We start from the raw sequence: 14,223 nt of genomic DNA, 5'->3' as shown, positions 1-14,223 counted from the left end.
AAACACCCCAAAAGTTAGATTTTTTCTGTCTAACTTTTGGGGTGCAGTTCAGTTCAATACTATGCGTTTTTCTTTTTTAAGATTTTACTTCAGTCGCTTTTTTAGGTAGTCAATTTATTCCTATTCTGTCAATTTTTCCTATTTGTTATCTTGTTGAGGTTGGTATTTTAACAATTCAGGAATTGATAGTGAATGTGTAAAATTTTTTGTTAGAATAAGGTCATAAAAAGAAAAGGAGTATATATTTATGCTACAAAGTATTTATGATCAGATGACTGATTTCTATGACAGTATCGAAGAAGAGTATGCTACTTTCTTTGGTGATAGTTGGGACTGGGAACATTTTCATTTTAAATTTTTGATTTATTATCTTTTCCGATATAGCATTGGGAATCATCGGGATTTTATCGTTTACCATTATCGTGTTGCTTATCGTTTGTATCTTGAAAAGATGATAATGAAACAAGGTTTTATTTCTTGTTGAGATAATTTGGCTAAATTTCCGAACTAATTTACTCTTTTATGGAAATATAATAGCAAATAGCTAGTAATTTTTCTAAATCTTTTTTTAATAGTTGGAAATAGCAAATCTTTCTATTGTTTCTTCTTGATAAAAAGACGATTTTTTCTTATAATAAATTGTAAGATATAATTGCAGGTGAGAGTCCTGCCATGTATGTGAGAAAGGAAGAGCCTGAGGGCTCAGACAAGATTATGACTTCAGTTGTTGTTGTAGGTACCCAATGGGGTGATGAAGGTAAAGGGAAGATTACAGACTTCCTTTCAGCGAATGCAGAAGTGATTGCACGTTACCAAGGTGGTGATAATGCAGGTCACACGATTGTGATTGATGGTAAGAAATTTAAGTTGCACTTGATTCCATCTGGAATTTTCTTTCCTGAAAAAATCTCTGTTATTGGGAATGGTATGGTTGTAAATCCTAAATCTCTTGTAAAAGAGTTGAGCTATCTTCATGAGGAGGGTGTGACAACTGATAACTTGCGTATTTCTGATCGCGCGCATGTTATTTTGCCTTATCATATCGAGTTAGACCGTTTGCAAGAAGAAGCTAAGGGCGACAATAAGATTGGTACTACAATTAAGGGAATTGGTCCAGCTTATATGGACAAGGCTGCTCGTGTGGGAATTCGTATTGCCGATCTTTTGGATAAAGATATTTTCCGTGAGCGTTTAGAACGTAACCTTGCTGAAAAGAATCGTCTATTTGAAAAATTGTATGACAGTAAAGCGATTGCCTTCGATGATATTTTTGAAGAATATTACGAATATGGTCAACAAATCAAGAAATATGTGACAGACACATCTGTAATCTTGAACGATGCGCTTGATAACGGTAAACGCGTCCTTTTTGAAGGTGCCCAAGGTGTTATGCTAGATATCGACCAAGGTACGTATCCATTTGTTACGTCATCAAACCCTGTAGCTGGTGGTGTTACGATTGGTTCAGGTGTCGGGCCAAGCAAGATTGACAAGGTTGTAGGTGTATGTAAAGCTTATACGAGTCGTGTAGGAGATGGTCCTTTCCCAACTGAGTTGTTTGATGAAGTAGGAGAACGTATCCGTGAAGTCGGTCATGAATATGGTACAACAACTGGTCGTCCACGTCGTGTGGGTTGGTTTGATTCAGTTGTAATGCGTCATAGTCGTCGTGTTTCTGGTATCACTAACCTTTCATTGAACTCTATCGATGTTTTGAGTGGTTTAGATACAGTGAAGATTTGTGTGGCCTATGATCTTGATGGTCAACGTATTGACTACTATCCGGCTAGTCTTGAGCAATTGAAACGTTGCAAGCCTATCTATGAAGAGTTGCCAGGTTGGTCAGAAGATATTACCGGAGTTCGTAATTTGGAAGATCTTCCTGAGAATGCGCGTAACTATGTTCGTCGTGTGAGTGAATTGGTTGGCGTTCGTATTTCTACTTTCTCAGTAGGTCCTGGTCGTGAACAAACAAATATTTTAGAAAGTGTTTGGTCCTAAGAGATTTTTAAGATTTGTTTAAGATAGGTAGGGTATACTATAGACAGTTACAAGAAGACCTCCTAACTTGTTGTAACAAATATCCTAAACTTTTCTTTTTCATAATAATCTCCCTATAAAGTCACCGCATTCGGTGGCTTTTTTTGTCTTGGGATTCATGATATAATAATAAAATCGATAAGTAGTAAAAGGGAAATTGATGAATTATACAGTTGAAGAAAAAGAAGTCTTTATGCGGGAGGCTTTGAGAGAGGCTGAGATTGCTCTTGAACACGATGAAATTCCAATTGGTTGTGTGATTGTCAAGGACGGAGAAATCATTGGTCGTGGGCATAATGCGCGTGAGGAGTTGCAACGAGCGGTTATGCATGCGGAAATTATGGCTATAGAAAATGCGAACCTGAGTGAGGAGAGTTGGCGCTTGCTGGATTGTACACTTTTTGTGACTATTGAGCCGTGTGTCATGTGTAGTGGGGCGATTGGACTTGCCCGTATTCCAAACGTGGTCTATGGGGCTAAAAACCAGAAATTTGGCGCTGCTGGTAGTTTATATGATATTTTGACAGATGAGCGTCTCAACCATCGTGTGGAGGTTGAAACGGGAATTTTGGAAGATGAATGTGCAGGTATTATGCAGGACTTTTTTAGAAATAGACGGAAAAAATAATTTTGCTTTTAAAATGAATAGGAATGTGATATAATAAATAGTGGAGCAACAGTTCTGCGTGAAGCGGGTCAGGGGAGGAATCCAGCAGCCCTAAGCGATTTGAATTGTGTGCTCTTTTTTTCGTGCTTTTTCCGAATAAATAAGATAGAATAATCTAGAATAAATGATAATAGAAAAGAGAAGAATATGAAAATTCGTGGTTTTGAATTGGTTTCGACTTTTACAGATAAAAATTTATTGCCCAAGCGTGAGACAGCCCATGCGGCTGGTTACGACTTAAAGGTTGCTGTGCGTACAGTTATTGCGCCAGGAGAGATTGTATTGGTTCCGACAGGGGTTAAGGCTTATATGCAGCCGACTGAGGTTCTCTACCTCTATGATCGTTCTTCAAACCCTCGTAAAAAGGGCTTGGTTTTAATTAATTCAGTTGGGGTCATTGATGGGGATTATTATGGCAATCCTGGGAATGAAGGGCATATTTTTGCGCAGATGAAGAATATCACAGACCAAGAGGTTGTTCTTGAAGTTGGAGAACGTGTTGTCCAGGCTGTCTTTGCTTCTTTTTTAATTGCAGATGGAGATGCGGCAGACGGCGTGCGGACTGGTGGATTTGGATCGACTGGGCACTAGAATGAAGATTATCTTTGTACGTCATGGGGAGCCAGATTATAGTATGCTTGATAAACTTGAAAATCCGCAACTCTATAGCGGTTTTGGTCGTGATTTAGCACCATTGACAGGAAAAGGTCGCAGTCTGGCAAAAGAAGTTGCTAAAACTGCATGTTTTGGAAAGGCAGAGATTATTATTTCATCGTCTGTGACGAGGGCTTTAGAAACAGCCCATTATATAGCGGTTGAAACAGGATTGGACTTATTTGTGGAGCCGTTTTTTCATGAGTGGCGTCCAGACTTAAATGGTACTAACTCTGATTTAACTAGTGTATTGGTAGCTCATGAATATTATCTAAAACATCAAGGAGGTTTACCTGAAGATTCTCCTTGCCGCTATGAAACTGCTCTGGAGATGCGTCATCGTTTTTTAAGAACTTTGGAAAAATATAAAAATTATAAAACTATTATCATTGTAACTCACGGAATGCTTATGCGCCAGTTTGTGCCAAATGAGAAGATTGATTTTTGTCAAGTGATTGAGTGTGAGTTAGAGATATAGAAAGAGGTTTATCATCGCAAAGAAAAAAGCGACATTTGTATGTCAAAATTGTGGGTATAATTCCCCTAAATATCTGGGACGATGCCCCAACTGTGGGTCTTGGTCTTCTTTTGTAGAAGAGGTTGAGGTTGCCGAGGTAAAGAATGCGCGTGTGTCCTTGACAGGTGAGAAAACTAAACCCATGAAATTGGCTGAGGTGACTTCTATCAACGTTAATCGAACCAAGACAGAGATGGAGGAATTCAACCGTGTACTTGGAGGCGGAGTGGTACCAGGAAGTCTCGTCCTCATCGGTGGGGATCCTGGAATCGGGAAATCGACCCTTCTCCTACAAGTTTCAACCCAGTTGTCTCAAGTGGGGACTGTTCTATACGTTAGTGGAGAGGAGTCTGCCCAGCAAATCAAGTTACGTGCAGAGCGCTTGGGAGACATTGATAGTGAGTTTTATCTTTATGCAGAGACCAATATGCAGAGCGTACGAGCAGAAGTGGAACGTATCCAGCCTGATTTTCTCATCATCGACTCTATCCAGACAATTATGTCTCCTGAGATTTCAGGGGTGCAGGGGTCTGTTTCTCAGGTGCGTGAGGTGACTGCTGAGCTCATGCAGCTGGCTAAGACTAATAATATTGCCATCTTTATAGTAGGTCATGTGACCAAGGAAGGAACCTTGGCTGGTCCTCGTATGCTAGAGCATATGGTGGATACGGTGCTTTATTTTGAAGGGGAGCGTCACCATACCTTTCGTATTTTGAGAGCGGTCAAAAACCGTTTTGGTTCTACTAATGAGATTGGGATTTTTGAGATGCAGTCGGGTGGCTTGGTTGAGGTCCTCAATCCGAGTCAAGTTTTCCTAGAAGAGCGTTTGGATGGAGCAACTGGTTCATCAATCGTTGTGACCATGGAAGGGACGCGTCCGATTTTGGCGGAGGTTCAGGCTTTGGTCACACCGACTATGTTTGGAAATGCCAAGCGTACGACGACAGGGCTAGATTTCAATCGTGCGAGTTTGATTATGGCTGTTTTGGAAAAACGGGCCGGTCTTCTCTTGCAAAATCAAGATGCTTATCTTAAATCTGCTGGCGGTGTCAAATTGGATGAACCTGCCATTGACTTGGCGGTTGCAGTTGCCATTGCTTCTAGTTACAAAGACAAGCCAACCAACCCTCAGGAATGTTTTGTAGGCGAGCTGGGTTTGACAGGGGAGATTCGGCGCGTGAATCGTATCGAGCAACGTATTAATGAAGCTGCTAAACTGGGCTTTACTAAGATTTATGTACCTAAGAATTCTCTGACAGGAATCACTCCGCCTAAGGAAATTCAGGTCATTGGTGTGACAACGATTCAGGAAGTTTTGAAAAAGGTTTTTGCTTAATCTGTGACAAATCCTCTTAAAAATGATAAGATAGGAGAAATATTTGACTATCAAATTTTCAAGGAGGGAATCGTGTCGTATTTTGAACAGTTTATGCAAGCCAATCAGGCTTATGTTGCCCTACATGGGCAGTTAAATCTGCCACTTAAACCCAAAACTAGAGTAGCCATTGTAACCTGTATGGACTCACGTTTGCACGTTGCGCAAGCTCTAGGTTTGGCACTTGGGGATGCTCATATCTTGCGGAATGCAGGTGGTCGAGTGACTGAGGACATGATTCGTTCGCTAGTTATTTCCCAGCAACAGATGGGGACAAGAGAGATTGTGGTGCTGCACCATACAGACTGTGGTGCTCAGACCTTTGAAAATGGACCTTTTCAGGAGTATTTAAAAGAGGAACTAGGTGTCGATGTGTCAGATCAGGACTTTTTGCCCTTCCAAGATATAGAGGAGAGTGTACGTGAGGACATGCAACTCCTTATCGATTCGCCCCTAATACCAGACGATGTCATTATCTCTGGTGCTATTTACGATGTGGATACAGGAAGTATGACAGTCGTAGAATTGTAAAAAATTCATTTAGAAAGAAAGTGTATGAAGAAAAACAGTATTTTATTTACTTTTATTTTATTGCTATGTATTGGTTTACAGTATGAGACAATCTACTATACGGATGGTTCGATGTCAGGTGCGGAATATGGACTGATGGGAGTTTCTATCTTTCTAGCTCTCTTTTACATGATTCCGGCTCTTTATTTCCTTTTCCGTATTGGGAAAAAATGGGAATTACCAAAGAACGCCTTGATCTTGTCTTTATTGGGTGGGATGTTCCTTTCAGGCTGGCTTTCTAGCTTTGCTAATACCTACATCCATGATTTACTGGGGGTTCTTTTCCCAGATAGTGCATTTTTAAATGCCTTTGAAAGTGCTATTGTGGCTCCTTTGGTAGAAGAACCCTTGAAATTATTGCCACTGGTTTTTGTTTTAGCTTTGATTCCTGTGCGAAAATTAAAATCTTTGTTTTTACTAGGGATTGCTTCTGGTTTGGGATTCCAAATGATTGAGGACATTGGCTACATTCGTACGGATTTGCCAGAGGGATTTGACTTTACTATTTCAAGGATTTTAGAGCGTATCATCTCAGGAATTGCCTCTCACTGGACTTTTTCAGGTCTGGCTGTAGTAGGTGTGTACTTGCTTTACAGAGCCTATAAAGGGCAGAAGGATGGCAAGAAACAGGGGCTTCTTTTCTTAGGTTTAGCCTTGGGAACTCACTTCTTGTTTAACTCCCCTTTTGTTGAGTTGGAGACAGAGTTGCCTTTAGCGATTCCATTGGTTACGGCTATTACTCTTTATGGTTTTTATCAGGCTTATCGCTTTGTTGAGAAGCACAATGAGTTGATGAACTAGAATATTTTTCAAAAGAATGATGCAAGGGTACAAATATGGTGCCCTTCTTTTATTTTTGATTGAAAAATAGTGCAAAAAACGCTACAATGGTAGATGGAAAAATCTTGTGAAAAGCACAAGCGATACATATATACCGGAGGAAATCATGTCTTTTTCTGATTTAAAGCTGTTTGCCCTTTCTTCTAATAAAGAATTGGCAGAACGTGTGGCGCAGGAGATTGGGATAGAGTTGGGGAAATCAAGTGTTCGCCAATTTTCAGATGGAGAGATTCAGGTCAACATTGAAGAATCAATCCGTGGGAAACACGTCTTTATCCTACAATCAACTAGTTCACCTGTAAATGACAATCTGCTTGAAATTTTGATTATGGTAGATGCTTTGAAGCGTGCGAGTGCAGAATCTGTCAATGTTGTCATGCCTTACTATGGGTATGCACGTCAGGATAGAAAGGCTAGAGCGCGTGAGCCCATCACTTCAAAACTTGTCGCAAATATGCTTGAAGTAGCTGGAGTGGATCGTTTATTGACCATCGACTTGCATGCTGCGCAGATTCAAGGATTCTTTGATATTCCTGTGGATCACTTGATGGGAGCTCCTCTGATTGCGGATTATTTTGAGCGTCGTGGCATGGTTGGTTCTGACTATGTGGTTGTCAGCCCAGACCATGGAGGGGTGACTCGTGCCCGTAAGTTAGCAGAATTTTTGAAAACACCTATTGCTATCATTGACAAACGTCGTAGCGTTGATAAGATGAATACTAGTGAAGTCATGAATATCATCGGTAAGGTCGAAGGCAAGACTTGTATCTTGATTGATGATATGATTGATACGGCTGGAACGATTTGTCACGCGGCAGATGCCCTTGCAGAAGCTGGTGCCATCGAAGTCTATGCGAGCTGTACGCACCCAGTTCTTTCTGGTCCTGCTATGGACAATATCCAAAAATCAGCTATTAAGAAATTGGTTGTTTTGGATACCATCTATCTGCCAGAAGAACGTTTGATCGATAAGATTGAGCAGATCTCAATCGCTCATCTCCTAGGGGATGCTATCGTACGTATCCATGAAAAACGCCCACTTTCTCCACTTTTCAGTATTGAGAAAAAGATTTAAGTTTTCACTTAAAATGGAACATGCTCCTAGCAGAAGTGAACTGCTGGGAGCTTTTTTGTAGCCAAAATCTGCAAGCCTTTTCAAAATGTGCTATACTGATGAAAAAGGAGGATTTCTATGAGTCAAGAATTTATCAATCCAAGTGATGGCGTGATTCGTCAGTATTTAGCAACGAGTAAAACACTTGCTGTGGTGGGGTTGTCAGATCGTGAGGAAACAACTAGCAATCGAGTGACCAAGGAAATGCAGGCTCGGGGTTATAAAATCATCCCAGTCAATCCCAAGGCGGCAGGTGGCGATATCTTGGGTGAAAAGGCTTATGCTAGCCTAGCAGAGATTCCTTTTCCTGTAGATATTGTCAATGTTTACCGTCGCAGTGAGTTTTTGCCAGATGTGGCGCGTGATTTTCTCAAGGCTGATGCCAAGATTTTTTGGGCACAGCTAGGACTTGAAAGTCTAGAAGCGGAAGAAATCTTGCGTGCTGGTGGATGTGATGACATCGTGATGAATCGTTGCATCAAGAGAGAACATACACGTTTGATTGAGGAAGCATAAGAAAAAGGTAGCTGCTGTGCTACCTTTTGTGTTATACTCAATGAAAATTAAAGAGTAAGCTATGATACTAGACGCAGGTTGCTCAAAACACTATTTTGAGGTTGCAGATAGAACTGACGAAGTCAGTAACCATACCTACGGCAAGGCGACGTTGACGTGGTTTGAAGAGATTTTCGAAGAGTATTAGAAAATGCCGATAAGGGTTTGCATCCCAAGACTAGTGAGGATGATGGCAATCCAGCAGATGGCTCCGAGAACAATGGATTTTCCGCTGGATTTGACCATAGCTACCAGATTGGTTTTGAGTCCGATAGCACTCATGGCCATGATAATGAGGAATTTGGAGAGTTGTTTAAGAGGGGTAAAGAAGCTACTAGCTACACCGAGAGAGGTCAGTAGGGTTGTTAGGAGCGATGCAAGGATAAAGTAAAGGATAAAAAGTGGGAAGACTTTTTTCAGTTGCAAACCTTGCTTATTTTTTTGCTCGCGCCTTTGCCAGTAGGAGAGAAAGAGAGTGATAGGGATGATAGCCAGGGTGCGCGTCAGTTTAACAATGGTTGCGGATTCGAGGGTATTGGTCTGGTAGAGACTGTCCCAGGCGCTGGCTGTGGCTGTTACAGAGGAAGTGTCATTGACAGCTGTTCCTGCAAAGAGGGCAAATCCTTCATTAGATAAGTGAAGCCAAGTACCTAGGGTTGGAAAGATGAGAGCAGCCAAGACATTGAAGAAAAAGATAACAGAGATGGCTTGGGCTACTTCCTTTTCCTTGGCATGAATAACGGGTGCTGTCGCCGCAATGGCAGAACCACCACAGATAGAAGAACCCACTCCAATCAAGGTAGCCAGTTTTGTGTCCAGGGCAAAGAAGCGTTGGAAGAGGTAGGCAACAATCAAGGCTATTGAGATGGTGGACAGGATGACAGGGAGTGAAGATTGCCCAACTGCAAAGACCTGCGAAATATTGAGACCAAAACCAAGCAAGATAACGGCATACTGGAGCAATTTTTTGGAACTAAAGGTCAATCCAGCATCCAGTTGTTTATGAGACGCGATAAAGGGATGTAGGAGCATGCCTATGAAAATCGCAAAGACGGGTGCGCCAATCACAGGGAAGAATCCGCCTAGATACCAAGCAAGTAGTGAAATCAGAAGGCAGGCCAAGATGCCTACTCCATTTTTTGATAGAAATGACATAAAAACCTCCAAATAGAATCTGTTACCATTATAGACCTGTAAACAGGAAAAGTAAAATAGAAAGTGGAAAGCTATTCTCTAATGTATTTTTGCGGTCGGGGGGCTTTTGTAGTATAATAGAGATACGTTTTGAAAGTAGGAGGTATCTATGGACTTAACTAAGCGCTTTAATAAACAGTTAGATAAGATTCAAGTTTCGTTGATTCGTCAGTTTGACCAGGCTATTTCGGAGATTCCTGGGGTCTTGCGTTTGACCTTGGGGGAACCTGATTTTACAACGCCAGACCATGTCAAGGAGGCGGCCAAGCGAGCGATTGATCAGAACCAATCCTACTATACAGGGATGAGTGGTCTGCTGACTCTACGTCAGGCAGCCAGTGACTTTGTTAAGGAAAAGTACCAACTGGACTATGCTCCTGAAAATGAAATCTTGGTTACAATTGGGGCGACAGAGGCATTATCTGCTACTTTGACAGCTATTTTGGAAGAGGGAGACAAGGTGCTCTTGCCAGCTCCTGCTTATCCAGGCTATGAACCGATTGTCAATCTAGTTGGGGCAGAGATTGTCGAGATTGACACGACTGAAAATGGGTTTGTCTTGACTCCTGAAATGTTGGAGAAGGCCATTTTGGAGCAGGGAGACAAGCTCAAGGCGGTTATTCTCAACTATCCAGCTAATCCGACAGGAATTACCTATAGTCGAGAGCAGTTGGAAGCCTTGGCAGCTGTTTTGCGCAAGTACGAAATTTTCGTTGTCTGTGATGAGGTTTACTCAGAATTGACCTACACAGGCGAAGCCCATGTGTCTCTAGGAACGATGCTGAGAGACCAAGCTATTATTATCAATGGTCTATCTAAATCGCATGCTATGACCGGTTGGCGTTTGGGGTTGATTTTCGCTCCTGCGACCTTCACAGCCCAGTTAATCAAGAGTCACCAGTACTTGGTGACTGCCGCAAATACTATGGCTCAACATGCTGCGGTAGAAGCCTTGACGGCTGGTAAAAACGATGCGGAGCCTATGAAGAAGGAATACATCCAGCGTCGAGATTACATTATCGAAAAAATGACTACTCTTGGTTTTGAGATTATCAAACCAGACGGTGCCTTCTATATCTTTGCTAAGATTCCAGCGGGTTACAATCAAGATTCCTTTGCTTTTCTGAAGGATTTTGCTCAGAAGAAGGCTGTTGCCTTTATCCCTGGTGCAGCCTTTGGGCGTTACGGGGAAGGTTATGTTCGCCTATCTTATGCAGCCAGCATGGAGACGATCAAAGAAGCCATGAAACGACTTGAGGAGTATATGAGAGAAGCATGATTCAGTCTATCACGAGTCAAGGCTTGGTGCTCTACAATCGTAACTTTCGTGAGGATGACAAGCTAGTCAAGATTTTTACAGAGCAGGCTGGCAAGCGCATGTTTTTCGTTAAACATGCTGGCCAGTCTAAGCTGGCTCCTGTTATTCAGCCCTTGGTGCTGGCTCGATTTCTCTTACGAATCAATGATGATGGGCTCAGTTACATTGAGGACTATCATGAGGTGATGACGTTTCCCAAGATTAATAGCGATCTCTTTGTCATGGCTTATGCGACCTATGTGGCAGCTCTTGCAGATGCTAGTTTGCAGGATAATCAGCAGGATGCTCCCTTGTTTGCTTTTTTGCAAAAGACTTTGGAGTTGATGGAAGCTGGCTTGGATTATCAGGTTTTGACTAACATTTTTGAAATTCAAATCTTGACTCGATTTGGGATTAGCCTCAATTTTAATGAGTGTGTCTTTTGCCATCGGGTCGGTCAGGCTTTTGACTTTTCTTTCAAATATGGCGCTTGCCTCTGTCCAGACCATTATCATGAAGATGAGAGACGTTGCCATCTAAACCCTAATATCCCTTATCTGCTCAATCAATTTCAAGCCATTGATTTTGAAACCTTGGAGACCATTTCGCTCAAGCCTGAAATCAAGCAAGAGCTACGCCAATTTATGGATCAACTCTACGAAGAGTACGTTGGGATTCACCTAAAATCAAAGAAATTTATTGATTCCCTATCCGACTGGGGACAATTACTAAAAGAGGAAAAGAAATGAAAAAAATCGCAGTAGATTCCATGGGGGGCGATTACGCACCTCAGGCCATCGTTGAGGGTGTCAATCAAGCCCTAGCTGACTTTTCAGATATCGAGATTCAACTTTACGGAGATGAAGCTAAAATCAAGCAATATATGACAGCGACGGAGCGCGTCAGCATTATCCATACGGATGAGAAGATTGATTCAGGCGATGAACCTACGAGAGCTATTCGGAAGAAGAAAAATGCCAGTATGGTCTTGGCGGCCAAGGCTGTCAAAGATGGAGAGGCAGATGCTATACTCTCGGCTGGGAATACAGGTGCTTTACTAGCAGCAGGATTTTTCATCGTGGGTCGTATCAAGAATATCGATCGCCCTGGGCTTATGTCAACCTTGCCGACTATTGATGGGAAAGGTTTTGACATGCTGGACCTCGGTGCTAATGCAGAAAATACAGCCCAGCACCTCCATCAATACGCGGTTCTAGGCTCCTTCTATGCTAAAAATGTTCGTGGCATTACGCAACCACGTGTTGGCTTGCTCAACAACGGAACAGAGAGTAGTAAGGGCGACCCGCTTCGTAAGGAAACCTATGAATTACTGGCGGCTGATGAAAGTTTGAACTTTATCGGAAACGTGGAAGCACGTGATTTGATGAATGGCGTTGCAGATGTTGTTGTGGCAGATGGTTTCACGGGAAACGCTGTGCTCAAATCCATTGAAGGGACAGCCATGGGAATCATGGGCTTGCTCAAGACCGCTATTACAGGTGGTGGTCTGCGAGCGAAACTAGGTGCCCTCCTTCTCAAGGACAGCCTCAGAGGTTTGAAAAAACAGCTCAACTATTCAGATGTTGGTGGAGCAGTCTTGTTTGGTGTCAAGGCACCTGTTGTTAAGACTCATGGCTCAAGCGATGCCAAGGCTGTGTATAGTACGATTCGTCAGATCCGTACCATGCTAGAAACAGACGTAGTTGCCCAGACTGCGCGTGAATTTTCAGGAGAATAAAAGAGATGACAGAAAAAGAAATTTTTGACCGTATTGTGACCATTATCCAAGAGCGACAGGGAGAAGACTTTGTCGTGACAGAATCCTTGAGTCTGAAAGACGATTTGGATGCGGACTCAGTTGACTTGATGGAGTTTATCTTGACACTGGAAGATGAATTTAATATCGAAATCAGTGATGAGGAAATTGACCAACTGCAGAGCGTAGGAGATGTGGTAGAAGTCGTCAAAAGTAAAGAATAGCAAGAAGCAACATGCAAGTCGTGTTGCTTTTTTATTGTCAGGAAAAATAAAAAATTTAGAACTTTTAGTGGGAATTACGAATAGATAGATAAGGAAGAAAAAGGAGGAGTGTTTATGTATGTGACTGGTTTTTATCCGTGGTTCATTAAATTATTTTTCAAATAAAATTTAATTAATTGTACATTTTCGAATTATTTTTCGAATAAATAAGTGAGAAGAAAAGGAAGGAGATTACGCGATGTATTTACCAATCTTATTGCCATGGTTTATCAAATGGTATTTAAAATAAATGAAATTTACCTGTTCATTTTAAATCACTTCTCAAATAGATAAGTGAGACGAAAAGGAAAGAAAAGGAATTCAGTAATTTATCTATTCTGGTTTTTAAAATGGTTTAAGAGCCAGAAATCGTAAACTAAAAAATAGAAATAAAGGAGAAAAAAGATGACAAATTTTGACAAAATGGAACAGAACTTTGTAGCTCTTACAGAAGAAGAGTTGATGAATGTGGATGGGGGAATTATTCCGATTGCAGTAGCAGCTAGTATTATTGCAGGTTCAGCATTTGCCGGTTTAAGTGCAGGAGTAGCTATTGGAATTAGTCGAAACAAGAGATAATGAGAGAATCAATGAAGTTTTCAAACGAATTTGCGGCTGTTATTATATCAGCCTCAGGAATAGTGGGTTTATTAGTAGGAGTAGCTATTGGATTAGCTAGTATTATTTAAAAAGGAGTATATCATGCAAAATTTGAATCAATTTGAAATCGTAAAGCAAAATGAATTAGAGCAAGTACAAGGCGGAGTGGGTTTATTGATTGTTATCGGAGGCTCATTACTTGCTGCAGGTGGAGCTGGGGTAGCTGGTTATTGGTTATCTCGTACGTTTGGTTAATATATTTAAAGGAGCAAGTGGGATATGAAAAAATTAGAAGAAAAATTTGAGATCATGGCAGAAGCAGATTTGGCTAGTACCGAGGGTGGACTTATTATTACTACTTCTACAGCTATCGCTTGGGGTGTTTTAGGAGTTGTTACCTATATGTACGGTCGTCATCTAGGAAGCAGACGTTAATTTTAACAATTTGATACATATTTTATTAAAGAATGTAAGAAAAACTATGAATCGTAACTTAGAACGGTGTTATCTATTTTGACCATGAATAGATTATACCAGAGGTGGCTTAGGAATAGCAGGGACATTAGTAATTGAAGTAATAAATAGGATGTCGTAAAGGTTACTATCAATGATTTATTTGTTCCAAGCTTGCCTAGGGTGACAGTAAAACATCAATTGCCTTTCATACCATATTTTTAGTAGGCAGGACATTTGTTCTGCCTATTTTTTGCCAAAAGTGTAGTTGAGGTGTTTATTTGGAGTTTTACATATATTTTTGATAAAATAGGTATAGAAATTAGGA

The 14,223-nt window shown here is 41.3% G+C and carries 19 protein-coding genes and 1 other RNA gene; 19 read left to right on the top strand and 1 reads right to left on the bottom strand.

The features are described from left to right. Positions 1–247 precede the first annotated feature (247 nt). The 12 genes from comW to N8M95_RS07270 all read left to right on the top strand — a co-directional run bounded on the left by comW (position 248) and on the right by N8M95_RS07270 (position 8,480). Positions 248–484, top strand: a complete 237-nt coding sequence (comW, locus tag N8M95_RS07325) for a sigma(X)-activator ComW (RefSeq protein ID WP_033680974.1) — start codon at positions 248–250, stop codon at positions 482–484. Between the two features lie 230 nt (positions 485–714). Next, positions 715–2,001 carry an adenylosuccinate synthase gene (locus N8M95_RS07320; RefSeq protein WP_001832534.1) on the top strand — a complete coding sequence of 429 codons (1,287 nt, stop codon included), beginning with the start codon at positions 715–717 and terminating at the stop codon, positions 1,999–2,001. A gap of 199 nt (positions 2,002–2,200) precedes the next feature. Next, positions 2,201–2,668, top strand: coding sequence for a tRNA adenosine(34) deaminase TadA (gene tadA / locus N8M95_RS07315; protein WP_261116918.1), 468 nt, complete (start codon positions 2,201–2,203; stop codon positions 2,666–2,668). A gap of 32 nt (positions 2,669–2,700) precedes the next feature. Continuing rightward, an RNA gene (gene ffs, locus N8M95_RS07310) (signal recognition particle sRNA small type) lies at positions 2,701–2,798 on the top strand. 56 nt (positions 2,799–2,854) lie between these two features. Continuing rightward, positions 2,855–3,298 (top strand): dUTP diphosphatase, encoded by a 444-nt coding sequence (locus N8M95_RS07305; RefSeq protein WP_261116917.1) that lies wholly within the window; start codon positions 2,855–2,857, stop codon positions 3,296–3,298. Position 3,299: 1 nt separating this feature from the next. Beyond that, positions 3,300–3,839: a histidine phosphatase family protein gene (locus N8M95_RS07300; protein WP_031237801.1), complete on the top strand. Its 540-nt coding sequence runs from the start codon at positions 3,300–3,302 to the stop codon at positions 3,837–3,839. A gap of 13 nt (positions 3,840–3,852) precedes the next feature. Further along, complete coding sequence (radA, locus tag N8M95_RS07295) at positions 3,853–5,214, top strand: DNA repair protein RadA (protein ID WP_077804517.1); 1,362 nt, start codon at positions 3,853–3,855, stop codon at positions 5,212–5,214. A gap of 72 nt (positions 5,215–5,286) precedes the next feature. Next, positions 5,287–5,784 (top strand): beta-class carbonic anhydrase, encoded by a 498-nt coding sequence (locus tag N8M95_RS07290; RefSeq protein ID WP_004240973.1) that lies wholly within the window; start codon positions 5,287–5,289, stop codon positions 5,782–5,784. Between the two features lie 24 nt (positions 5,785–5,808). Continuing rightward, on the top strand, positions 5,809–6,624 hold the full coding sequence (locus N8M95_RS07285) for a PrsW family intramembrane metalloprotease (protein ID WP_033680976.1): 816 nt from the start codon (positions 5,809–5,811) through the stop codon (positions 6,622–6,624). Positions 6,625–6,769: 145 nt separating this feature from the next. After that, positions 6,770–7,738 (top strand): ribose-phosphate diphosphokinase, encoded by a 969-nt coding sequence (locus N8M95_RS07280; protein WP_020902250.1) that lies wholly within the window; start codon positions 6,770–6,772, stop codon positions 7,736–7,738. A 117-nt stretch (positions 7,739–7,855) separates the two neighbouring features. Beyond that, positions 7,856–8,293 carry a CoA-binding protein gene (locus tag N8M95_RS07275; RefSeq protein ID WP_120719221.1) on the top strand — a complete coding sequence of 146 codons (438 nt, stop codon included), beginning with the start codon at positions 7,856–7,858 and terminating at the stop codon, positions 8,291–8,293. A gap of 61 nt (positions 8,294–8,354) precedes the next feature. Continuing rightward, complete coding sequence (locus tag N8M95_RS07270; RefSeq protein WP_261116915.1) at positions 8,355–8,480, top strand: hypothetical protein; 126 nt, start codon at positions 8,355–8,357, stop codon at positions 8,478–8,480. On the opposite strand, the gene N8M95_RS07265 is transcribed toward N8M95_RS07270, so the two are convergent. After that, on the bottom strand, positions 8,477–9,487 hold the full coding sequence (locus N8M95_RS07265; RefSeq protein WP_120719222.1) for a YeiH family protein: 1,011 nt from the start codon (positions 9,485–9,487) through the stop codon (positions 8,477–8,479). The two genes, N8M95_RS07270 and N8M95_RS07265, sit on opposite strands and share 4 nt — an antisense overlap. A 148-nt stretch (positions 9,488–9,635) precedes the next feature. On the opposite strand from N8M95_RS07265, the gene N8M95_RS07260 reads away from it, so the two are divergent. The 7 genes from N8M95_RS07260 (at position 9,636) to N8M95_RS07230 (ending at position 13,877) form a co-directional block, all read left to right on the top strand. Next, positions 9,636–10,805, top strand: a complete 1,170-nt coding sequence (locus N8M95_RS07260; RefSeq protein ID WP_120719223.1) for a pyridoxal phosphate-dependent aminotransferase — start codon at positions 9,636–9,638, stop codon at positions 10,803–10,805. Then, on the top strand, positions 10,802–11,572 hold the full coding sequence (gene recO / locus N8M95_RS07255) for a DNA repair protein RecO (RefSeq protein ID WP_020902251.1): 771 nt from the start codon (positions 10,802–10,804) through the stop codon (positions 11,570–11,572). The genes N8M95_RS07260 and recO overlap by 4 nt, the downstream gene beginning before the upstream one ends. Then, positions 11,569–12,561, top strand: a complete 993-nt coding sequence (plsX, locus tag N8M95_RS07250) for a phosphate acyltransferase PlsX (RefSeq protein WP_033680982.1) — start codon at positions 11,569–11,571, stop codon at positions 12,559–12,561. Before recO ends, plsX begins: the two co-directional genes overlap by 4 nt. A gap of 5 nt (positions 12,562–12,566) precedes the next feature. Next, the gene (locus tag N8M95_RS07245) at positions 12,567–12,803 is read left to right on the top strand and encodes an acyl carrier protein (RefSeq protein WP_000136444.1); all 237 of its coding nucleotides are present in this window, start codon (positions 12,567–12,569) and stop codon (positions 12,801–12,803) included. Positions 12,804–13,247: 444 nt separating this feature from the next. Next, positions 13,248–13,421, top strand: a complete 174-nt coding sequence (locus N8M95_RS07240; protein WP_000180829.1) for a class IIb bacteriocin, lactobin A/cerein 7B family — start codon at positions 13,248–13,250, stop codon at positions 13,419–13,421. Between the two features lie 123 nt (positions 13,422–13,544). Then, positions 13,545–13,697: a class IIb bacteriocin, lactobin A/cerein 7B family gene (locus N8M95_RS07235; RefSeq protein ID WP_001180498.1), complete on the top strand. Its 153-nt coding sequence runs from the start codon at positions 13,545–13,547 to the stop codon at positions 13,695–13,697. Between the two features lie 24 nt (positions 13,698–13,721). Continuing rightward, positions 13,722–13,877 (top strand): hypothetical protein, encoded by a 156-nt coding sequence (locus tag N8M95_RS07230; protein ID WP_000732248.1) that lies wholly within the window; start codon positions 13,722–13,724, stop codon positions 13,875–13,877. The last annotated feature ends 346 nt before the right edge of the window (positions 13,878–14,223 follow it).

Origin of the sequence: Streptococcus mitis (assembly GCF_946190325.1) — a bacterium.
Classification (GTDB): Bacteria; Bacillota; Bacilli; order Lactobacillales; family Streptococcaceae; genus Streptococcus; species Streptococcus mitis_CF.
The sequence above is the reverse complement of the archived record's forward strand: the minus strand, read 5'-3'. Positions and strand labels throughout refer to the sequence as shown.